Source organism: Camelimonas fluminis, assembly GCF_014656355.1.
Lineage (GTDB): Bacteria > Pseudomonadota > Alphaproteobacteria > Rhizobiales > Beijerinckiaceae > Camelimonas > Camelimonas fluminis.
This window is the reverse complement of record NZ_BNCG01000018.1, coordinates 33,361-54,832: the sequence shown is the minus strand read 5'-3', so window position 1 is coordinate 54,832 and position 21,472 is coordinate 33,361. Positions and strand designations below refer to the sequence as shown.

Here is a 21,472-nt window from a genome sequence, read left to right as displayed (position 1 = left end):
GCGCCGCCCGGCCTGGGGAGCGTTCCCCCCAGGCGAAAAACGCATGCCGGCGGCGTGTCGCCGGACAGGCGGCGGCGGGCCTCAGGCTTCGGCGCTGTCCTGGGCGCTGTCCTGGGCGCTGTTCTGGAAGTACGGTTCAACCGCGCCTTTCAGCTTCACGGCCATGGGCCGGCCCCGGCGGTCGACCGTGTTGCCGACGCTGAGCCGCACCCAGCCCTCGCTGACGCAGTATTCTTCCACATTGGTCTTCTCGACGCCCTTGAAGCGCACGCCGACGCCGCGCGCCAGCACGGCTTCGTCGTGGAACGGGCTGTCGGGATCGACGCTGAGGCGGTCGGGGGGCGTGACGGTCTGTTCGCTCATCTTCTCTTCCAGGGCGCGCGTCCAGGGGGCGCGGCGTTTGCGCAATCAGCGTTCCCCGGCGCAACGGACACAGCCTTGCGCCGGGAAACAGATGAAACCGGAGGGGAGGGCAGTCGCCGGTCAGGATGAACCGGCGTTGCCCCATGTCATGCGGGGCCGGCTCATACCCTGATCCGGGCGGCCGGCGCAATGCGCATCAGTTCAGGAACGGGTTGAACTGCCGCTCCTGGCCAAAGGTGCTCATCGGGCCGTGGCCGCAGATGAAGGCGATGTCGTCGCCCAGCGGCAGCAGCTTTTCCTTGATGGAGCGGATCAGCGCGTTGTGGTCGCCGCCGGGCAGGTCGGTGCGACCGACGGAGCCCTGGAACACCACGTCGCCCACCAGGGCGATGCGCTGGTCGCCGTTGACCAGCGCCACCGAGCCAGGCGAATGGCCGGGGCAATGGTAGACGTCGAATGTCGCGCCGCCGACCGTCACCTTGTCGCCTTCCTCCAGCCAGCGGTCGCTGGAGAGGTTGCGCACGCCGCCGATGCCCCACTTCTGCGCCTGCAACTCGACATTCTGCATCATCTCGGCGTCGGCCTTGTGCGGACCCTCTATCTTGACGCCCAGTTCTTCGGCGAGTTCAGCCGCCGCGCCCACATGGTCGATATGACCGTGGGTGATGATGATTTTCTCGACCTTGACGCCTGTCTGCTCCAGCGCCTTGCGGATCAGGTGCGGGTCTCCGCCGGGGTCGACGACGGCGCCGGCCATGGTGTCCTCGTTCCAGATGATGGTGCAGTTCTGCTGGAACGGGGTCACCGGCACGATGGCGGCGCGCAGGGGAAATTCCGGCCGGTTGTTCTCGTCGCTCATGAGCGCTTCCTGAAAATACGGCGGGGTCAGCCCGCCCGGTGATCCTTGCTGGCGTTATGGGTAGCGACATTCGGCGGCCGTGACCAGCGCGGCCGGTTTTCGCGGGAAGTCGCGGCCCATCGGCGCGGCGGCGGGTTTCACCATGCAGACCGTTTCCATCCGGGGGGAACTTGTTCTATGGATGCGCAAAATCCGGCAAAATCCGGAAATGGTTCGAGGGGTTGCGGTTTGCCGCGCGCCCCTTTTTTTGCTTTGGCGCATTTTCGGCGCGCGCGGCGGAGCCGCCCGGTCCTGAAAATGCTGCGGTGGAGTGGTCATGGGCTTCAAATGCGGAATCGTTGGTTTGCCGAATGTCGGCAAGTCGACCCTGTTCAACGCGCTGACGCAGACGGCGGCGGCGCAGGCGGCGAATTATCCGTTCTGCACCATCGAGCCGAACGTTGGCGACGTGGCCGTGCCCGATCCGCGTCTTGACGCCTTGTCGGCCATCGCCGGTTCGCAGCAGATCCTCCCGACCCGCCTGACCTTCGTTGACATCGCCGGCCTGGTGCGCGGCGCCTCGAAGGGCGAGGGCCTCGGCAACCAGTTCCTCGGCAATATCCGCGAGTGCGACGCCATCGCCCACGTGGTGCGCTGCTTCGAGGACGGCGACGTCACCCACGTCGACGGCAAGGTTGATCCGCTGGCTGACATCGAGACCATCGAAACCGAGCTGATGCTCGCCGATCTGGAGAGCCTCGAGAAGCGCATCCCGGGCCTCGAGAAGCGCGCCCGTGGCGGCGACAAGGAGGCGAAGGAGCAGATCGAACTGGTCAACCGCGCCCTGGTCCTGCTGCGCGACGGCAAGCCCGCCCGCCTGCTTGAAGTGAAGCCGGAAGAGGAATTCGCCTTCCGCCAGCTCGGTCTGCTCACCTCCAAGCCCGTGCTGTATGTCTGCAACGTCGAAGAGGCTTCGGCCGAAAACGGCAACGATCATTCCGCGAAGGTGTTCGCCCGGGCGCAGGAAGAGGGCGCCCGCGCCGTCGTCGTCTCCGCCGCCATCGAGAGCGAGATCGCCGTGCTGCCGGAGGAGGAGCAGAAGGACTATCTGGAGGCGATCGGCCTGACCGAACCTGGCCTCAACCGCGTCATCCGCACCGGCTACGATCTGCTCGGCCTCATCACCTATTTCACCGTCGGCCCGAAGGAAGCCCGCGCCTGGACGATCACCACCGGCACAAAAGCCCCCAAGGCCGCCGGCGTCATTCACAGTGACTTCGAGAAGGGCTTCATCCGCGCCGAGACCATCGCCTACAACGACTACGTCACGTTGAAGGGCGAAGCCGGCGCCCGTGACGCCGGCAAGCTGCGGCTTGAAGGCAAGGAGTACGTCGTCGCTGACGGCGACGTGTTGCACTTCCGCTTCAACAACTGAGGCGCCGGAACGGCGGCGCGGGCTGGAACTCGCCCGTCGCCGCCGTTTCTCCATGCACTGTCATTACATGCGCCGTCTCTCCACGGCGTCAGGTCTGCTGACGTCTGGCGAAAGGCCGGCGCTGGAAGGACCCGCCTGGCTTCGGCGCGCCCAACCCGTCATGGCCGGCCTGTCCCGGCCATCCACGCAGCGCGCACATGCGCGGCGGAACAACGCCTGTCTATCCGGCTTTCCGTGGCTGCCCGCAGCAGGCGCGGCCTGACGCGGGAACAATGCCAACATGCCGCCGGGCAGGTTGCTGGCCGTATAGGGCCCGGCCGTAACATCCGCGCGTCCGCCAGCAACCCGCCGCCCACCGGCCGCCACTGCCCGCTATCGTCGCAGCATCTGGAAAAGCCAGCGATCGCGGCGCATGTTTGCGCCATGCACATTCCCCACCTTCACGACTGGGCCGTCACCCCGCGCGAGGCCATCGCCCTGCAAAAGCAACTGGCCGGACAGCTGGTGCTGGACAGGCCGCTGGATCTCTCCGCCATTCGCCACGTCGCCGGCGTCGACGTCAGCGTGCGCGAGGGGCTGTCGCGCGCCGCCGTCGTTGTGCTGTCGTTCCCTGATCTGCAGGTGGTGGAAACCGTGCTGGCCGATGCGCCAACGCCGTTTCCCTATGTGCCTGGCCTGCTGACGTTTCGTGAAGGGCCGGTGCTGGAGGAGGCCTTCGCCCGGCTGAAAACCGAACCGGACGCGCTCATTTTCGACGGCGCCGGCTGCGCCCACCCACGCGGGATCGGCGTCGCCAGCCATATGGGGTTGTGGCTTGGGCGGCCCAGCGTCGGTTGCGCCAAGACACGGCTCACCGGCTGGAGCGCCGGTCCAGGACCCTTGCAGGGCGAGGCGGCGGCCTTGCTGGCGCGACCGCCGACATCAGCGGAGCCATCGCCGCCATGCATTGGCGCCGTGCTGCGCACCCGCGCCAATGTCGCGCCGGTCTATGTCTCGCCCGGTCATCTGATCGACCAGGCCAGCGCCGTGGCGCTGGTCAGCGCCTGCCTCAGCCGCTTCCGTTTGCCCGAGCCGGTGCGCGCCGCCCACCGCGCCGCCGCGCTGACGGCGGCGAGCCAGCCGAAGCTGTCTGGCGTGTGACCGTCAGGCGCCCTTGCTCCGTCGGACCCGGGGCAGGCGGCGCCAAAGCGTTTCCGTGAGGAAATGCGTCGTGTCATTGCCAGCATGCGCAGCCGGTTTGGCCTGTCTACTCCGCTTGGGGCAAGCGGCGCATGGTGAACTGCACCAGATTGTCCCCGACGATGCGCCAGTTCTCGATTTCCGAGCGCCAGCGCGCCCGTGGATAGCGGGCGAGCCAGTCCCGCGCCGTTTCCCGCGCTTCCGCGGGCGGCAGCGTGAAACATTCACGTCGCCATGCGCTCAGATTGACCACGGACGCTGCATCATGACTGGCGTCATGGAAGGAGGGTGGAGACGCCGCCGCCGGCGGCCCTTCGCCGGGGCCTTGCTGGCTGGCCTGGTCGCGCCGCGCCGCGATTCGCCGTGCGATCAGCGCGGGTCTGGATCTGCTGTCCGCCATGGCTGCCTCCCTGCAAGAGACCGAAAGACCAAGAGACGAAAGACCAAGAGAAATGGAGTCCGCTGTTCACGCGATGACAGGTTAGCGTGACCGGCGGATGAAAGCGACAGCCTCGACGCCATCGTTGCGCATTCGGGCGGCGCCGGCCGGTGTTTTTGCAGGCGGAGCAGCTGTTTCAGTGGGCTGGCGTCGGAACACGGGCCAAAAGTTGCCCCGGCGCTAGCCGCCAGGCATTGCGCCGTGATGGCCGCGCCTGACCCGGCTCCTGGCGAAACCGGCCGATCCGCAAGCTTTACGTCCTGGAACAACGTGGATGCGCGCAGTACGTGCGGGCACGACGGTTGGGACTCACGACGGGCGGTTCCGGTCAGGCGCGGGGACCAATCGGGCCGGGAAACAGCGGCGGGCGCTTTGGCAGCCCGCAGGGTGGCGATTTATATATTATTCTCAATTCATTGTCGCAGGCGCAAACAATCGACCAGCGCATAAATCTATAATGTCAGGATCTCTGCGCGCGTCGCATATGCTTGGCCGCTATCGTACATGTGGCTGATTTATATAAATTATTGCCGTAATTCATGCCTTTCGATGGTCCGCCCGCCAGTCCCCTGCATGACGCCTCTTGCGTCCGTCCGGCGCTTCTGGAAACTGAAACCAGCAGATCGTCATTTTAATAGATAAAAGGAGACGCGGATGGCGCGCCTGGACCAGACCCCAGCCAATCAGGCCGAAGGCCTTGCAACGCCGCCGTCTTCCGCCGCGTCCGCAGGCCTGCCGGTCACCCGTTTCATCGACGCCGGCGTGCGCCATGACTGGAGCCGGGAGGAAGCCCAGGCAATCCATGACGCGCCGTTCAGCGATCTCCTGTTCGCCGCCCAGACCGTCCACCGCCGCCATTTCGATCCCAACCAGGTCGAGCTGGCCCGCCTGCTCAGCATCAAGACCGGCGGCTGCCCGGAGGATTGCGGCTATTGCAGCCAGTCAGCCCACCATGAGTCGGGCCTGAAGGCCTCGAAGCTGATGGAGGTGGAGCGGGTGCTGACCGAGGCGCGCAAGGCGCGCGACGCCGGAGCCACCCGCTATTGCATGGGCGCGGCATGGCGCAATCCCAAGACCCGCGATATGGACGCCGTGGTCGCCATGGTGCAGGGCGTCCGCGCCATGGGGATGGAAACCTGCATGACCCTGGGCATGCTGACGCCGGACGACGCCGCGCGTCTCGCCGACGCCGGACTGGACTACTACAACCACAACATCGACACCTCGCCGGCCTATTACAGTAAGGTCATCACCACCCGCGCGTTTTCAGATCGCCTGCAGACGCTGGAGAACGTGCGCAGCGCCGGCATCAAGGTGTGCTGCGGCGGCATCGTCGGCATGGGCGAGGAGGCGGAAGACCGCGTCAGCATGCTGCTGACCCTGGCCAACCTGCCGGCCCATCCCGAGAGCGTGCCGGTGAACATGCTGATCCCGATTCCGGGCACGCCGCTGGAAAACGCCCCGCCGCTCGACCCCATCGCCTTCGTCCGCACCGTCGCCACGGCCCGCATCATGATGCCCGAATCGGTGGTGCGCCTGTCAGCCGGACGCACGGCCATGAGCGACGAAATGCAGGCCCTGTGCTTCTTCGCAGGCGCCAATTCCATCTTCGCCGGCGACACCCTGCTCACCGCCGACAATCCCGAACAGGATTCTGACGTGGCGCTGTTCCGCCGCCTCGGCGTCCGCGCCGCCCGGCTGACGCTGGAAGAGCCGGCGCACGACCATGATCATGCTCATGATCACGCCGCCTCGCGGCGCGACGTGCTGGACCTCGGCTCGGCGCCGTCGCCGGCGGAAAGCGGCGGTTGCGGCTGCGGAAGCTGCGGCTGCGGCGCGGCCGCCTGAAGCCGGAAGCGCTTCAGCCTGCCGCCATGTCCGTGGCGTGCGCCAGCAGGCCGGCGCGCGCCGCAGCGCCCTCGGGGCAACCTGCGTCCAGCCAGTGCGTCCTGAGCGCCGCCATCATGGCGCCGACGGCTGGCCCGGGCGTCACGCCGAGCGCCAGCAGATCGGCCCCGCGCAGGGGGAAGACCGGCGCCGCCGCGCCGGCGGCGAGGGCGGCCACATAATCTCTGGCGTTATCCCCGGCCTGGAACCATGGGGCGCCGTCGACAAGGGCGACGGCGTCGGTCAGCGCCTCGCCGCCCAGCTCCGCCGCCATGGCGCGCGCCGCCGCCAGTGAGAGGCGCCGGGCGCCGTGCAGTCGCTCCTGCGCCCGGGCCAGATTGCCGAGGCGCATCGCTTCGGCCCCGGACAGTCGCAGCCGCTCCTGCAAGGCCCGCGCATCTTCCGCCACCCGCACCGCAGCCGCCGCCAGCCGCAGCAGCGCATCGGCCGCCGCGCCATGTCGATCCTCGCGGACGACCAGCCGCTCCAGCCGTCCAGGCTCCGCGACAATGCCGGAAACGCGGTGCAACAGACTGGCGCCGGACATCAACGTGATGGCCTCCGCCGCGCCAGGCGCCGCCAGCAGCTTTAACAGTTCGGCCCGCACCCGCTCGCGCGACAGCTGGTCGAGCCCGTCGCGGCAGGCGATGGCGGCGGCGAAGCCGTCCGGATCTGGCGCATCCTGCCCGAAGCGGGCGTGAAAACGGAAAAACCTCAAGGTCCGCAGATAGTCCTCGCGAATCCGCGTCGTCGCATCGCCGATGAAGCGCACTCTGGGACCGCGCCCGCCCGCCGGATCGCCGAGGTCCGTCAGCCCGCCGGCCGGGTCATGCAGCCGCCCCTGGCCGTCCAGCGACATGGCGTTGATGGTGAAGTCGCGGCGCAGGGCGTCGGCGTCAAAGTCGCGGCCGAAACGCACCTGGGCCCGACGGCCATCGGTCTCGACGTCCTCGCGCAGGGTGGTGATTTCGAATGGCTCACGATCGACGATAACGGTGACCGTGCCATGGTCGACGCCGGTGGGAACGCTTTTCAGCCCGGCGCGTCGCGCCCGCGCCGTGGTTTGTTCCGGCGTGGAGGTGGCGGCAAGGTCGATTTCCGTCACCGGCAGGCCGAGCAGGGCGTCGCGGACGGCGCCGCCAACGATGCGCAGCTCCTCGCCGTTTCCATCCAGGGCGGCGAACAGCCGCGCCACCCGGGGGCGTTGCAGCAGGGCCTGCAGGGCGTCGCCCTGTCCCGGCGTCAGCGTGGCTGATGTCACTGGAAACCGCCTGGTTTGAGCTGTCCGTTTTCCATGCGCGGCGGCGTGTAGCCGCCAGGCGAACGCTGCTGGGTGAGGCCGGTGAGCACCATCACCGCCACCACGAGGCCAAGGCCGGCGACGGCGAGCCACAGCGTCCTGCCGTCCCATGGCGCGCGCGTCAGCGGGTTGCGCCGGCGCAGCAGCAGGTAAAAGGCGAAAACCGCGAAGGGGGTGAGGAACAGCGCCAGCTGTTCGAACACAATCCGGCTCACCCGTAAAACTTCTGGTACATGTTGTGAATGATGCCCGCGGTGGCGCCCCAGATGAAGCGCTCGCCATAGGGCATGGCGTAATAGCGGCGCAGCTGGCCCTGCCATTCGGCCGAGCGCAGCTCATGGTTGACCGGGTTCATCAGGAAGGCGAGGGGCACCTCGAACGCCGCCTCCACCTCATCGGGGTTGAGCGTCAGTCGGAAGCCAGGCTCGACCACGCTGACCACCGGAATGATGCGGAAACCGGATCCCGTGAGATAGGGGTCGAGATAGCCGAGCGGCGTCACGAAGCGCCGGCCAAGGCCTACCTCCTCCTCCGCCTCGCGCAAGGCGGCGTTGAGCGGCGTGCCGTCTTCCGGATCGACCTTGCCGCCGGGAAACGCCACCTGGCCGGCGTGACTGCGCATCGCCGAAGGACGCTGGGTCAGCAGCACCGTCGGATCAGGCCGGCGCACCACCGGAATCAGCACGGCGGCGGGCCGGGCGGCCTTTTCGTCAAACGGCGGGCTGAAATCACTGTTGAGCGCATGGTCGCCTCCAGGGTTGGACAGCGGCCCGCCGATGGCCGGCGGCGAGGCGTAGAGGTGATCGCGGCTGCGCGCCACGAAGCTTTCCAGACTGTATGGCCCGCCCCTGTCCCGGTCTCCGTCCCCCGCCGCTTTCTGCTCCGCCAGCATCCCGGTCACCATTGTTGTTATCGTTGTATCAGACGGCCAGCTCGCTGACCCGCGCCATGGGGAAGAAGCCGCCGTTGCTGCGCACGCCGAACTGCGCCTCGCCGCCGTCCGCCGCCGGCTGCTCCACGCCCAGCTCCGCCAGGTCATACATCAGCGCCCGCTTCACCAGCGCCCACAGATCGCCGCGCACCCGCACGTAAGGCTTCAGTCCGCCTTCCGCGTCACGCTCGAAGCGCAGCGGATGATCCGGCCCTACCTGCACCACGTCGTCCACATTGGTGCGGAAGCTGATGCTCTGGCTGTCGCCCGCGCCCTGCATGGCCATTTCCACGGCGATGAACGGGGCGTCCTCCACCTGTATGCCGACGCGCTCCACCGGCGTCACCAGCACGTAACGCTCCGGATCCTTGCGCAGGATCGAGGCGAACAGCTTGACCAGCGCATGCCGGCCGATGGGCGTGCCCATGTAGAACCAGGTTCCGTCGGCGGCGATGCGCATGTTGATGTCGCCGCAGAACTCAGGATTCCATTTGTCGACCGGTCGCGGCGGGGCCGGGCCGTCGGCGTCGCCCACGGGGCCGAGCGCCGCGAACAGGCTGTCGAGCCCGGCTGGCTGGCCGGCCTGTGGGCCATTCGTCTGGCGCCCGGCTGAAGGGTTGCTGGCGTTCCCCGGCTTTCCGGCGACCTGGTTCACATGCTTCTCCCGGCCTGCTTGTCAGATATTCGGCGCCCATCATAGACCACGATGCGCCGTATGGAAAAACCGGCTTGCCCTATTGCTGGCTCTTTGGCGTGAATTGATACGGCCGGTATTTACCGTCTGGCGTTCGTCATCCAGGTTTCGCGATCAGCGCTGGCCAAAGCAGGATGCGCGCGCCGGCAAACCATCGTATGCAGGAACAGCGTGGGTCGGCGAAGCGCCGGCCCCGCGACGACAGATTCCAGGCAGGGTTCCAGGCAGGATTCCAGGAGAGCAGCGCGCATGACGATCCAGCCCACCGGGCATGCGGGATATGGCCCCGGCGACACACAGGCTTTCGCCGGGACGCGGGTGGTTGAGGCGCAGGCTGAGGCCGGCGCGGCGGTGGACCAGACGCTGGCGGCGCTGGCGCGCGCCCGCCAGGCCATTGGCGGGGTTGTCTTCGGCCAGCAGGAGGTGATCGACCAGGCGCTGGTGACGATCCTCGCTGGCGGCCATGGCCTGTTCGTCGGCCTGCCGGGACTGGCGAAAACCCGCCTCGTCGACGCTCTGGGCGTGGTGCTCGGCATGCAGACGCGGCGCGTGCAGTTCACGCCCGATCTGATGCCCTCCGATATTCTCGGCAGCGAAATCCTTGATGAGGACGAACACGGCCGCCGCTCGTTCCGCTTCGTGCGCGGCCCGGTGTTCGCCCAGTTGCTGATGGCCGACGAAATCAACCGCGCCAGCCCGCGCACCCAGTCGGCCCTGCTCCAGGCCATGCAGGAGCGTCACGTGACCGTGGCCGGCGAGCGCCACGACCTGCCGGCGCCGTTCCACGTGCTGGCGACGCAAAACCCCATTGAGCAGGAGGGCGCCTATCCGCTGCCGGAAGCCCAGCTCGACCGTTTCCTGTTGCAGATCGACGTGCCCTATCCGGACCGGGAAGCCGAGCGCCGCATCCTGCTGGAAACCACCGGCAACGATGAAGCGCGCCCGCAACAGGCGCTCGCCGCCGCCGAGTTGATGCAGGCGCAACGTCTGGTGCGGCAGCTGCCGGTGGGCGAGCGGGTGGTGGAGGCGATTCTCGACATGGTGCGCGCCGCCCGTCCCGAGGCTGGCGACGCGGAAATCGCCAGCCACCTGTCCTGGGGGCCTGGCCCCCGCGCCAGCCAGGCGCTGATGCTGGCCGCCCGCGCCCGGGCATTGCTCGACGGGCGCCTCGCGCCCTCCATGGACGATCTGGCCGCGCTGGCCGGGCCGGTGCTGCGCCATCGCATGGCGCTGACCTTCTCCGCGCGGGCCGACGGCGTTTCTGTCGCAAGCCTGATCGACCGCCTCGTGGCGCGGCTGGGCTGAGCCGATGGCGCGCGTCCGGGCGCAGGCCGTTTCTGTCGCTGGCTTGCTGGCGCCAAGGCGTCAGGGCGAGGCTTCCGCTGCGCCGGGCGCCGTCGAGCGGGCGCGCGACCTGGCGGAACGCCTGCCGCGCATCGTTCTGGAGGCCAGGCGTGTCGCCGCCTCTGTGTCTGGCGTGCATGGCCGCCGCCGCGCCGGCGTCGGCGAGAATTTCTGGCAGTTCCGCCCCTATGTGCCGGGCGAAGCCGCCGCGCGGATCGACTGGCGCCGCTCCGGCCGCGACGACCGGTTGCATGTGCGCCAGCGGGAATGGGAAGCGGCCCAGACCGTGTGGCTGTGGGTCAACCTGTCGTCCTCCATGGGCTTTCGCTCAAGCCTCGCGATGGACAGCAAGGCTGGCCGCGCCCTGACGCTGGGTCTTGGCCTGGCAGGCGCCCTGGCCCAGGCCGGCGAACGCGTCGGATTGCTGGGTGAAGGCCAGACGACTGGCGGCGCCGCGGCGCTGGAGCGGCTGGCGGGGGCCTGCGCCCTGCGGCTGCGCGAGACCAGAGACGATCAGCCGGATCTGCCGCCGGGCGCCAGCGTCGCCCGCGCCGCCGCCATCGTCCTGGTCAGCGATTTTCTCAACCAGCCCGAGGCGCTTGCGGCGCGCATCCGCGCTCTGGCGCATCAGGGCGCGCGGGGTCACCTCGTGCTGATCGCCGATCCCGTCGAGGAAAGCTTTCCGTTCTCCGGCCAGATCATGCTGGAAACCGCCGATGGCGCTGAACGGCTGCGCATTGGCGACGCCAGCGGCTGGGGCGACGGCTACCGCGTCGCTCTGGCCCGCCACCGGGCGGAGCTGGCTGAAATCGCCGCGCGCTGGGGCTGGTCGTTGACCCTGCACCGCACGGACAGGCCAGCCAGCGAGGCGGCCTTGCGCCTGCTGACGCTGATGGGCGCTCCCGTCACGGGCCGCGCTGGCGAGCTGCACGCAAGCGGGAGCGGCGCATGATCGGGTGGTTCGCCAGCCTGTCGTTCGCCGCGCCGCTGGCGTTGCTGGCGCTGGCCGCGCTGCCGGCTATCTGGCTGCTGCTGCGCGTCACGCCGCCGGCGCCGCGCCATCTGGTGTTTCCGCCGCTCAAGCTGTTCGCCCATCTCCATGCCCGGCGGGAAACGCCGGCCCGCACGCCCTGGTGGTTGACCGCGCTGCGTCTGTTGCTGGCCGCCTGCGTGATTCTGGCGGTGGCCGGACCCGTCTGGAACCCGCGCGCCGGCGATGAGGCCGCCGGCCAGGCCAGCGCGCCGCTGGCGCTGGTGATCGACAGCGGCGCCGCCAGCGCCCACGACTGGGCGACGCGAATTGACCTGGCCAGCCGGCTGGTGGAGACCGCCGGTCGCGCCGGCGCGCCCATCGCCATGTTCGCCACCGGCGAAACGCCGGCGTCCCAGTCGCCGGAAACCGCCGCGGCGATTTTGCGCCGGCTCGGCGCACTCGCTCCGCAGGCTTTCGCGCCCGACCGTCTGGCCTGGCGCGACCACATCCGCGCCTGGCTGCGGTCCCAGCCCGGCGCCCGCGTTGTCTGGATCAGCGATGGCGTCGACCTGGCGGGCAAGCCGGGAGCGCAAGCCGCCGCCGCGCGCCAGTTCGCCAGCGACCTCACCGACGCCTCGGGCGGACAGTTGATCATCTACGGCGACGCGCCCGCCGCCGCCCTGGCGCTTGCCGGCGTCGTCAACGGCGCTGATGGCCTGGAGGCGCGGATCGTCCGCGCCACCGCCCAGGGGATGGCGCAGGGCATGGCGCGCGCCTTCGACATGCGCGGCCTGCCGCTGGGTGAAGGCGGCTTTACCCTGGCCGCCGGCGCGGTTGAAACCCAGGCGCGGATCAATCTGCCCATCGAAATGCGCAACCGCGCCGCCCGCATTGATATTGTCGGCCAGCAGACCGCCCAGGCCGTGACCCTGCTCGACCGGCGCAACCAGCGCCGCCGGGTTGGCCTCGTCACCGGCGTCACCGCAGACATGGCGCAACCCCTGCTGTCGCCCACCTGGTACGTGGACCGGGCCCTGGCGCCCACCGCCGAGATCCGCGAGCCGCGCATGGGCGCTTCCGCGGCGATTGGCGCGTTGATCGACGAGCAGGCCTCCGTGATCGTGCTGGCTGATGTGGGCGGCCTGGAGCCCGCCATGCGGCAGCGGCTGGAGGCGTGGGTTCGCTCTGGCGGCGTGCTGGTGCGGTTTGCCGGCCCCCGTCTCGCCGCCGCCGGAGGCCCCGACATGGGAGCGTCGGGCGCCGCTGACGCCGGCGCCTACAATCCGGTCGATCGCCTGTTGCCGGTCCGGCTGCGCGGCGATGGTCGCAATCTTGGCGGCGCCCTGTCGTGGGAGACGCCCAAAACCCTGGCGCCGTTCAATCGCGACGGGCCGTTCGCGGGCATCGACGCGCCTGAGGAGATCACCGTGCGCCGCCAGTTGCTGGCGGAGCCGGACGGCGATCTGCCTGGCCGCACCTGGGCCTCGCTGGCTGACGGCACCCCGGTGGTGACGGCGCGGCGCGACGGCGAGGGGCTGCTGGTGCTGTTCCATGTCACCGCCGACCCATCCTGGTCCAACCTGCCCATGTCCGGCGCCTTCGTGCAGATGCTGCAGCGCATCGTCGCCATGGCTCCCGATTCCGCCCCGGAGCAGCCTGCTGGCCAGAACGCCAGTGAGGATGCTGAAGAGGTCCGGGACAATGCCCGGACCCCGGCCCGGCCCGCGGCGTTGCCGCCCCGCCGCATGCTCGATGGCTTCGGCCTGTGGCGCGATCCGCCGGCGACGGCGCGCGGCGTGACGGCGGATTTCGCTGGCCGCGCCAGTCTCGCCCATCCGGCCGGCTTCTACGGCCCGGTTGCCGCCAGTCGCGCCGTCAACGTGCTGGAGGCTGGCGATGTGCTGACAGCCATCGATTTCAGCGGTTTCGACGCCCGTCCGTCAAGCGCCCGCACCGCGCGGGATCTGCGCGATCCGCTGCTGTTGCTGGCGTTGGGGCTGTTCTTGGCCGATTGCCTGGCGACGCTGCTGCTTGGCGGCGGCCTGATGCGCCGCCGTCCAGCCCGGAGCGCCGCGCTGACGGCGCTAGCCTTCACGGCCGGGGCATGGCTTGTCGCCCCGGAACCGGCGCACGCCCAGGGCATGCTGAATACGCCGCAATACCAGTTGCCCGACAGCTGGCGCGCGCCAGGCCAGATGCCGGCGCCGACGCCGCGCGCCCGACAGGCGGCGCCGAAACCGCCTTCGCCGCCGCGCACCGCCGTCAGCGGCTTCACCGCGCGTGATCTCGACGCCGCCATGGAAACCCGGCTGGCCTACGTCATCACCGGCGACGCGCAGGTTGACGCCGTCAGCCGCGCCGGGCTCATCGGCCTTGGCGAGGCGCTGGCGCAGCGCACCTCGTTCGAGCCGGCCGAACCGGCTGGCGTCAATCCGTCGACCGACGAGCTGGCCTTCTATCCGGTGCTCTACTGGCCGGTGGTGGCCGGCCGGCCGGCGCCGGACGCCGCCGCCCTGCGCAAGCTTGATTCCTATATGAAGGGCGGCGGCCTCGTCATTTTCGACACCCGCGACGCCATGACCGCCCGCCCTGGCGTCACCACGCCGGAAGGCGCACAACTGCAACGCATGCTCCGCACCCTGGACCTGCCGGCGCTGGAGCCGGCGCCGCAGGATCACGTCCTCGGCAAGGCGTTCTATCTGCTGGACAACTTCCCGGGTCGCTATAGCCGAGGACAGACCTGGGTGGAGGCGCTGCCCAAGCGGGCGAATGGCGAACGCGTTCCGGCGCGCGGCGGTGACGGCGTCACGCCGGTGATCATCACCTCCAACGACTGGGCGGCGGCCTGGGCGGTGGACGCCAGCGGCCTGCCCATGCTGCCGCTGACGACCGATGGCCACGATAGCGAGGAGCGCCAGCGCGAGCTGGCCCTGCGCGTTGGCGTCAATGTGGTCATCCACGCGCTCACCGGCAATTACAAGGCGGACCAGGTGCATCTTCCCGCACTGCTACGGAGGTTGGGCCAGTGAACATGGTCGCCGCCTCCGGCATCGATTTCGCGCCGTTTCTTCCCTGGCAGGCGCTGGCTGTCCTCAGTGTCATCGGCCTGGCGCTGTGCCTGGCGGGCTGGCGGGCGCTCGGCCCCATCGTGTTGCTGCGCGTTCTGGCGCTCGGCCTGTTGCTGCTCGGTCTCGCCAACCCGTCGCTGGTGACGGAGAACCGTGAAAAGCTGAAAGACATTGTCGCCGTTGTGGTCGACCGCTCCAGTTCACAAACCCTTGCCGACCGCAGGACGCAGACCGACGCCGCCAGCGCCGCCGTGATGCGGCAGCTTGAAGCGCTGCCCAACGTCGAAACCCGTGTCGTTGAGGTGAAAGACGGCGCGGGCGACGAGGGCACCCAGCTTGTCGGCGCCCTTGGCGGCCTGCTGGCCGACGCCCCCGCCGGTCGTGTCGCCGGCGTCATCGCCATCACCGACGGCGTCGCCCATGACGCTCCGGCCAATGCCGCCGCCGCGGGCGAGGTCGCCGCCAGTTTCGCCGGCGCGCCGTTCCACGCGCTGGTGACTGGCAGGAGTCAGGAAGTCGACCGCCGCGTCGCCCTGACCCAGGCGCCGCGTTTTGGCATCGTTGGCAAGGACATGATGATCCGCGCCGAGATCGTCGAGCGTGGCGGCCCGGGAACCGCGCGCGTCACCTTGCGCCGCGACGGCCTTGCTCTTGGCGCCGCCACCCTGGCCACCAACCGTCCCGTCGATATTCCCGTGCGCGTCGATCACGCTGGCCCGAACGTCATCGAGATCGAGGTCGAACCGCTGCCGGGCGAACTGACCCTCGCCAACAACCGCGCCGTGCTGACGGTCGAGGGCGTGCGCGAGAAACTGCGCGTGTTGCTGGTTTCCGGCGAGCCGCACCCGGGCGAACGCACCTGGCGCAACCTGCTCAAATCCGACGCCAGCGTCGATCTGGTGCACTTCACCATTTTGCGCCCGCCAGAGAAGCAGGACGGCGTGCCGATCAACGAGCTGTCGCTGATTCCGTTTCCGACCCGCGAGTTGTTCCAGCAGAAGATCCGCGATTTCGACCTGATCATCTTCGACCGCTACGCCAACCAGAGCGTGCTGCCGTCAGCGTATTACCAGAATATCGCCAATTATGTTCGCAATGGCGGCGCGCTGCTGGTGTCGGCGGGCCCCGAATACGCCAGCCCGACCAGTCTTGCCCGCACGCCCCTCGCGGCGGTGCTGCCGGCCATGCCGGACGGGCAGGTGAGTGAAACGCCTTACCGGCCGGCGCTGAGCGAGCCTGGCAAGCGGCACCCGGTGACCCGCGACCTGCCCGGAGCCGACGCCGCCGAGCCGGACTGGGGCTCCTGGGGCCGTCTGGTCGGCGCCAGCGTCGATCGCGGCGCCGTCGTGCTGGACGGCCCGGACAACAAGCCGTTGCTGGTGCTGCAACGCGAACAGCGCGGGCGCGTGGCGTTGCTGCTGTCCGATCACGCGTGGCTGTGGGCGCGCAACTTCCAGGGCGGCGGTCCTTATCTCGATCTGCTGCGCCGCGTCAGCCACTGGCTGATGCGCGAGCCGCAACTTGAAGAAGAAGCGTTGCGGGCCGAGACGCGCGGCGGTGAGATCCGCATCACGCGCCAGACCATGGGCGATGCGCCGGAGCCCGTTCTGGTCACCGCGCCGGACGGGGTCGAAACCAGCATTCCGCTCACCCTGCGCAAGCCTGGCGAATACGTCGGCGTCATGCCGGTTGGCCGTCAGGGGTTGTACAGACTCCGCTCCGGCGATTTGCTGGCGTTCGTCGCCACCGGACCACAGAACCCACGCGAGCTGGCCGATGTTTTCAGCGATGAAACCCGGCTGCGCCCGCTGGCCGGGGCCAGCGGCGGCGACGTGCGGCGGCTGCAGCCTGGCGATCAGTCCCTGGCCACGCCGCGCATCATGATGGCGCGTAGCGGCCCGCTGTCGGGGCCGGACTGGATCGGCCTGCGCCCCCGCGATGGCCATGTGGTGCGCGGCGTCTCCAGCATCCCCCTCGGCGTCGGTTTTGCCGCCCTTGGCCTCGCGCTCGGAGCCTTGTTGCTGGTGTGGGTCGGTGAAGGTCGCCGCAGCCGCGCCCGCTCCTGAGCGGAGCTGGAGCACTTCGGCAAAGCGGGTTCAAGACAAACGCTCGCGCTCTCTGGTTTGACGCGTTCTCTTCACGAGAAGCGGATTTCATTTGCCCTGAAATGCTTCAGTTCGCCTGTTGCGGATCGCGTGCATCGCGGACATGGCGCCTGCGTTGCCCGTCGGTTTGCCGGTGAGGCGGCGGCGGCAGTCGGGCCCGGAACGGAGAGGCTATCAGCGCGCTGACGGCCATTCTCGCAGGCGCCGCTGCGGCAGGCCGGGAGCTGGTTAGCAAGAAATTTCAGAATATTGGAATATTTATTTCAGTTAGCGCCTGATCTATATTTGATGGTGCGTTGTACGCAGATTTAAGTTGTAAAATTTACTTTTAAAATTTAATAAAGTAAATTTCATATAAGTTTATGAATATGTCCATTTAACGAAATTTTCATAAAAACAACTTGAAAATTTCTTTATTTAGGTACTGAATTCATCATGAATGGGGCTGTCGTAGTGGTGGCGTGATGATGGAATTTGCCCGGCGATATGGCGCGCCCGCGCTGTTGGTGCTGGCGTCGGGGCAGCCGGGCATGGCCGCAGCGCCGACGCTCATGCCGGGCGCGGCGCAGATCATTGCCACCGGCGCCTTCACTGAGGGCCGGCGCAAGGACGGGCAGGGGGGCGGGACGTTTCGCAAGGACGAAATCGAGGGCCTGGCCGAGTACGGCCTGCTGGATGGGTTGACCATCCTGTTTTCGCCCCGTCTCACCGTTCAGTCTGTCAGCCGGTTCGCCGCCGTGACAGCAGGCGACGATGTGACCCTCGTGGCTGCGGGGCGGCGGATTGACGCCGGCGGCTCTGGCCGCCTCGGTTTTCGCGCCCGCCTGCTGAAAGGTGAGCGCGACGTGGTTTCCCTGGAAGTTTCCGGGCGTGGCGGCGCCCAGGCCGATGATATCGCCAGCCCGGTCATGCGGCGGGCGGCGGAGATCGAGGCGCGCGTGCTGTGGCAGCGGCAGTTTCATCTGATGGGCAAGCCGTGGTTCGTCGACCTCCAGGCCGGCTACCGTCACTTCTTTGGGGCTGCGACGCGGTGGGAGGCGGCGCGGAGCGATGGGGAGGGGGTGTTCGACGCCACCCTGGGCGTGCACGTCACGCCGCGGTTGCTGCTGCTGCTGCAGAACTTCAGCACATTTCCGGTTGGTGTTTCCGGCCCGCCGGGCGGTCGCAACGGATCGTCGCACAAGGCCCAGGCGTCTGTGGCGTGGAAGCTGTCGCCGGTATGGACGCTTCAGGCCGGCGTTCTCGGAACCTGGGCTGGCGGGACGGCCTGGCGGGAGCGGGGAATCGTTGTTGGCGTCTGGCGACGGTTTGGCGGTTAGGGCGCTTTCCGGCCAGATGGATTCCGGCCAGCCGGAGCCGTCTGGTCGATCAGCGTGCGGCCAAAGCATGAAAACCTGGAGCGTTTGCTGATCCAGTTTGGGTGGAGGCCGCTCCGGAGCCGTCCTGGTCCCGGCGCCGGATGCGTCGCCGCCCCCCATAAACGCAAGAAAGGCGCGACCAGGTCGCGCCTTTCTGCATATCCGGATTGTCTTCGCGCTTCCTCGCGGAAGGGCGGAGCCAGTCGCTATCAGCCGAGCTGGATCGAACCAGCCTCAGGACCCTTCGGGCCTTCGACGAGCTTGACGATGACCTGCTGGCCTTCCTGCAGCTCATCAATGCCGGAACGCGAGAGGGCGGACTGGTGGACGAAAACGTCCTTGCCGCCGCGCTCCAGGGCGATGAAGCCGAAGCCGCGCTCAGGGTTGAACCACTTGACGATGCCAGCTTCCTCCGGCACGCCGTCGAGAACGGACGGGTCAAAGAAGCGGCCGCCGGGGCGACGCGGGCCACGGTCGCCGAAGCCGCCGCGATCACCGCCGAAGCCGCCGCTGCGCGGGCCGCGGTCGCCGAAGCCGCCACGGTCGCCGCCGCCGAAGCCGCCGCTGCGCGGACGGGGAGCTTCCGCCGTGCTGGTGTCAACGTCCAGGACCTGTGTGACCTGGGCGCCCTTCTGGCCCTGGCCAACACGCACGGTCAGGGTGGTGCCCGGCTCCAGCGTGGAGTGGCCGGCGGCTTCCACCGGACGGATGTGGAGGAACGCCTCGCCCGAGCCGTCAGTCAGCTGGACAAAGCCAAAGCCCTTCTGGGCGTTGAACCACTTCACCGTAGCGCCAACCTCAGGACCGCCGAAATCATTCTGGCGGGAGTAGGATGGCCGGGAAGGCATGGAAGGCGCCATCTCGTGCGCCCACGGATCAGGGGCATGGTCACGGGAACGGCGGCGGTCGCGGAAATCGTTGTCTCGGCTCATCCGGATACTCAGCTTGTAAAAGTTCAAAGGCGCGGTCGGTACTTGAGCGGCCAACGTATTAGTAACCCTACTTAACGCTGGTTGAAAGGGGGCAAATGCCCTCAGGAGCATAAACTTTTGGCTCTTGCCCGAAAGTGATCGCGCGACGGTCGGAGAGGCAGAATGCATTTGAGGCGTGGCAATCGCGCGTATAGTTTCATTGTTCGGGTCGCCACCTGTAGAAGACGCCAACTTTTGTCTGATTGAGCGCCGGTTCCGGCGAGGCTTTCGAGGTGTTGCGGATAGTCTGGTCGCAAATTGCCCGCTGCAGCGGCGTCTGGGCGGCATCTGCGCCGTTTACGTCGCCTGCGTTGTGGGCGCCCCTGGTCTGCTGGCGTTTCCCATCTTGTCATCCTGCGTCATCTCGACTTCTGCCACGTCGTTGCCTAAAGCGGTTGTGTCCGCTCTGATCGCGCGCATCAAACCAACGGGCCCTGGCCTCCGCGAGACCTGTTCGCGGCAAACCGAACCGGGGCTGCAAGGGAGACAATGGCGATGGCAGCCATCAATAAAGTTACCGATCTGACCCTGGATGGCGATGTCGCCGTCATTACCCTGAATTCGCCGCCGGTGAACGCCCTGTCCGCCCCTGTGCGCGACGGCCTGTTCGACGCTTTCACCGCCGCTGTCAACGATCCGGCCGCCAAAGCCATCGTGCTGCTGTGCGACGGCCGCACCTTCATCGCCGGCGCCGACATCAGCGAATTTGGCAAGGGTCCGAGCGGCAGGGCGCTGCAGGACGTCCAGGCGCTGATGGAAAATTCGCCGAAGCCGGTTGTCGCGGCCATTCACGGCACGGCCCTGGGCGGCGGCTTCGAGGTGGCGCTCACAGCGCATTACCGCGTCGCCGTTCCGTCCGCCAAGGTCGGCCTGCCGGAGGTCAAGCTCGGTCTGCTGCCCGGCGCCGGCGGCACCCAGCGCCTGCCGCGCCTGGTTGGCCCTGAAGTCGCCCTGCAGTATCTGACCAGCGGTGATTTCATCAATTCCGACGTGGCCCTGAAGAGCGGGCTGGTCGACGAACTGGTCGAGGAAGGCAAGCTGCGTGAAGGCGCCGTTGCTTTCGCCCGCAAGCTGGTGGCTGAAGGCCGTCCGCTGAAGAAGGTCCGCGATCTGCAGGACAAGGTCGAGGCCGCGCGCGGCAAGCCGGAAATCTTCGCCGATTTCCGCAAGGCCAACGCCCGCCGTTTCCGTGGTTTCGATGCGCCGGAAGCCAACATCAAGTGCGTTGAGGCGGCCGTGAACCTGCCGTTCGCCGAGGGCATGAAGGAAGAGCGCCGCCTGTTCGAAGGCCTGATGACCGGCTCCCAGTCCGCCGCCCAGCGCTACATCTTCTTCGCCGAGCGCCAGGCCGCGAAGATTCCGGACGTGCCGGAAGACACCCCGGTTCTGCCGGTTCGCAAGGTGGGCGTCATCGGCGCCGGCACCATGGGCGGCGGCATCTCGATGAACTTCCTCAGCGCCGGCATTCCGGTGACGATCGTCGAGATGCAGAAGGAAGCGCTTGATCGCGGCGTCGCCATCATGCGCAAGAACTACGAGAACACCGCGAAGAAGGGTCGCCTGACCCAGGCGGACGTGGAAAAGCGCATGGGGCTGCTCACCCCCAGCCTTGACCTCAATGACCTCGCCGATTGCGACATGGTCATCGAGGCCGTCTACGAGAACATGGACATCAAGAAAGAGGTGTTCGCGAAGCTCGACGGCATCGTCAAGCAGGGCGCCATCCTCGCCTCCAACACCTCCTACCTTGACGTCAACGAGATCGCTTCGGCCACGAAGCGCCCGGAATGGGTGATCGGCACCCACTTCTTCTCGCCGGCCAACGTCATGAAGCTGCTGGAGATCGTCCGCGGCGACAAGACAGCGAAGGACGTCATCGCCACGGTGATGAAGCTGTCCAAGAAGATCGGCAAGGTTCCGGTGCTCGTCGGCGTCTGCCACGGCTTCGTCGGCAACCGCATGCTGGCCCAGCGCCAGCGCGAAGCCAACAAGCTGGTGCTGGAAGGCGCCATGCCGTGGGACATCGACCGCGTGCTGTACGATTTCGGTTTCCCCATGGGCCCCTTCGCCATGTCCGATCTGGCCGGTCTCGACATCGGCTGGTCGAAGGACAAGTCGTCCTCGTCCACCCTGCGCGAAGTGCTTTGCGAGATGGACCGTCGCGGCCAGAAGAACGGCCGGGGTTTCTACGACTACGACGAGAAGCGCAATGCGACGCCGTCGGCCGAGGTCGAGAAGATCATTCTCGACTTCGCCAAAAAGCAGGGCATTGAGCGCCGCAAGATCTCCGATGAGGAGATTCTGGAGCGCTGCATCTACCCGATGATCAACGAAGGCGCGAAGATCCTCGAGGAAGGCAAGGCCATCCGCGGTTCGGACGTCGATATCGTCTGGATCAACGGCTACGGCTGGCCGGTCTACCGTGGCGGACCGATGTTCTTTGGCGATCTGATCGGCGCCGACAAGGTGCTGGCCAAGATGAAGGAATTCCAGCAGAAGCATGGGGATGACTTCAAGCCGTCCGCCCTGCTGGAGAAGGTCGCGGCGGAAGGCAAGAAGCTGCACCAGCTCTGATCCCGCCTGCATT

General features: G+C 67.8%; 17 protein-coding genes. 9 read left to right on the top strand and 8 right to left on the bottom strand.

Translation table 11 applies throughout. The annotated features are described in order from the left end of the window. Positions 1–81 precede the first annotated feature (81 nt). Positions 82–363, bottom strand: a complete 282-nt coding sequence (locus tag IE243_RS16530; protein WP_191320494.1) for a DUF3297 family protein — start codon at positions 361–363, stop codon at positions 82–84. A 196-nt stretch (positions 364–559) separates the two neighbouring features. Continuing rightward, positions 560–1,222, bottom strand: coding sequence for an MBL fold metallo-hydrolase (locus IE243_RS16525; RefSeq protein WP_191320493.1), 663 nt, complete (start codon positions 1,220–1,222; stop codon positions 560–562). Between the two features lie 316 nt (positions 1,223–1,538). Between IE243_RS16525 and ychF the strand changes: the two genes are divergently transcribed. Beyond that, the gene (gene ychF, locus IE243_RS16520; protein ID WP_191320492.1) at positions 1,539–2,636 is read left to right on the top strand and encodes a redox-regulated ATPase YchF; all 1,098 of its coding nucleotides are present in this window, start codon (positions 1,539–1,541) and stop codon (positions 2,634–2,636) included. A gap of 423 nt (positions 2,637–3,059) precedes the next feature. Beyond that, the gene (locus tag IE243_RS16515) at positions 3,060–3,776 is read left to right on the top strand and encodes an endonuclease V (RefSeq protein ID WP_191320491.1); all 717 of its coding nucleotides are present in this window, start codon (positions 3,060–3,062) and stop codon (positions 3,774–3,776) included. A gap of 106 nt (positions 3,777–3,882) precedes the next feature. On the opposite strand, the gene IE243_RS16510 is transcribed toward IE243_RS16515, so the two are convergent. Next, positions 3,883–4,215, bottom strand: coding sequence for a hypothetical protein (locus IE243_RS16510; RefSeq protein ID WP_191320519.1), 333 nt, complete (start codon positions 4,213–4,215; stop codon positions 3,883–3,885). A 693-nt stretch (positions 4,216–4,908) separates the two neighbouring features. Here IE243_RS16510 and bioB point away from each other — a divergent pair. Further along, complete coding sequence (gene bioB, locus IE243_RS16505; protein ID WP_191320490.1) at positions 4,909–6,102, top strand: biotin synthase BioB; 1,194 nt, start codon at positions 4,909–4,911, stop codon at positions 6,100–6,102. 13 nt (positions 6,103–6,115) lie between these two features. On the opposite strand, the gene IE243_RS16500 is transcribed toward bioB, so the two are convergent. The 4 genes from IE243_RS16500 to IE243_RS16485 are packed head-to-tail and all read right to left on the bottom strand — an operon-like array spanning position 6,116 to position 9,027. Then, the gene (locus IE243_RS16500; protein ID WP_244643230.1) at positions 6,116–7,402 is read right to left on the bottom strand and encodes a CCA tRNA nucleotidyltransferase; all 1,287 of its coding nucleotides are present in this window, start codon (positions 7,400–7,402) and stop codon (positions 6,116–6,118) included. Continuing rightward, on the bottom strand, positions 7,399–7,656 hold the full coding sequence (locus IE243_RS16495) for a DUF6111 family protein (protein ID WP_191320489.1): 258 nt from the start codon (positions 7,654–7,656) through the stop codon (positions 7,399–7,401). Before IE243_RS16495 ends, IE243_RS16500 begins: the two co-directional genes overlap by 4 nt. Beyond that, the gene (locus tag IE243_RS16490; RefSeq protein ID WP_191320517.1) at positions 7,653–8,333 is read right to left on the bottom strand and encodes a CoA pyrophosphatase; all 681 of its coding nucleotides are present in this window, start codon (positions 8,331–8,333) and stop codon (positions 7,653–7,655) included. Before IE243_RS16490 ends, IE243_RS16495 begins: the two co-directional genes overlap by 4 nt. A gap of 28 nt (positions 8,334–8,361) precedes the next feature. Next, positions 8,362–9,027: a DUF1285 domain-containing protein gene (locus tag IE243_RS16485; protein ID WP_373301712.1), complete on the bottom strand. Its 666-nt coding sequence runs from the start codon at positions 9,025–9,027 to the stop codon at positions 8,362–8,364. A gap of 288 nt (positions 9,028–9,315) precedes the next feature. Here IE243_RS16485 and IE243_RS16480 point away from each other — a divergent pair, with 288 nt between their 5' ends. The 5 genes from IE243_RS16480 (at position 9,316) to IE243_RS16460 (ending at position 17,875) form a co-directional block, all read left to right on the top strand. Continuing rightward, positions 9,316–10,371, top strand: a complete 1,056-nt coding sequence (locus IE243_RS16480) for an AAA family ATPase (RefSeq protein ID WP_191320488.1) — start codon at positions 9,316–9,318, stop codon at positions 10,369–10,371. A gap of 4 nt (positions 10,372–10,375) precedes the next feature. Then, a complete protein-coding gene (locus tag IE243_RS16475; RefSeq protein WP_191320487.1) occupies positions 10,376–11,362 on the top strand; it encodes a DUF58 domain-containing protein in 987 nt (328 codons plus the stop codon). Further along, positions 11,359–14,412, top strand: coding sequence for a DUF4159 domain-containing protein (locus tag IE243_RS16470; RefSeq protein WP_191320486.1), 3,054 nt, complete (start codon positions 11,359–11,361; stop codon positions 14,410–14,412). Before IE243_RS16475 ends, IE243_RS16470 begins: the two co-directional genes overlap by 4 nt. A 2-nt stretch (positions 14,413–14,414) precedes the next feature. After that, positions 14,415–16,517 (top strand): hypothetical protein, encoded by a 2,103-nt coding sequence (locus tag IE243_RS16465; protein WP_191320515.1) that lies wholly within the window; start codon positions 14,415–14,417, stop codon positions 16,515–16,517. A 503-nt stretch (positions 16,518–17,020) separates the two neighbouring features. After that, on the top strand, positions 17,021–17,875 hold the full coding sequence (locus IE243_RS16460; RefSeq protein ID WP_191320485.1) for a hypothetical protein: 855 nt from the start codon (positions 17,021–17,023) through the stop codon (positions 17,873–17,875). 248 nt (positions 17,876–18,123) lie between these two features. Here the strand turns inward: IE243_RS16460 and IE243_RS23800 are convergent, their stop codons facing one another. Beyond that, positions 18,124–18,846: a cold-shock protein gene (locus IE243_RS23800; RefSeq protein ID WP_191320484.1), complete on the bottom strand. Its 723-nt coding sequence runs from the start codon at positions 18,844–18,846 to the stop codon at positions 18,124–18,126. A 543-nt stretch (positions 18,847–19,389) separates the two neighbouring features. On the opposite strand from IE243_RS23800, the gene IE243_RS16450 reads away from it, so the two are divergent. Continuing rightward, a complete protein-coding gene (locus tag IE243_RS16450; RefSeq protein ID WP_373301714.1) occupies positions 19,390–21,459 on the top strand; it encodes a 3-hydroxyacyl-CoA dehydrogenase NAD-binding domain-containing protein in 2,070 nt (689 codons plus the stop codon). Positions 21,460–21,472 lie beyond the last annotated feature (13 nt).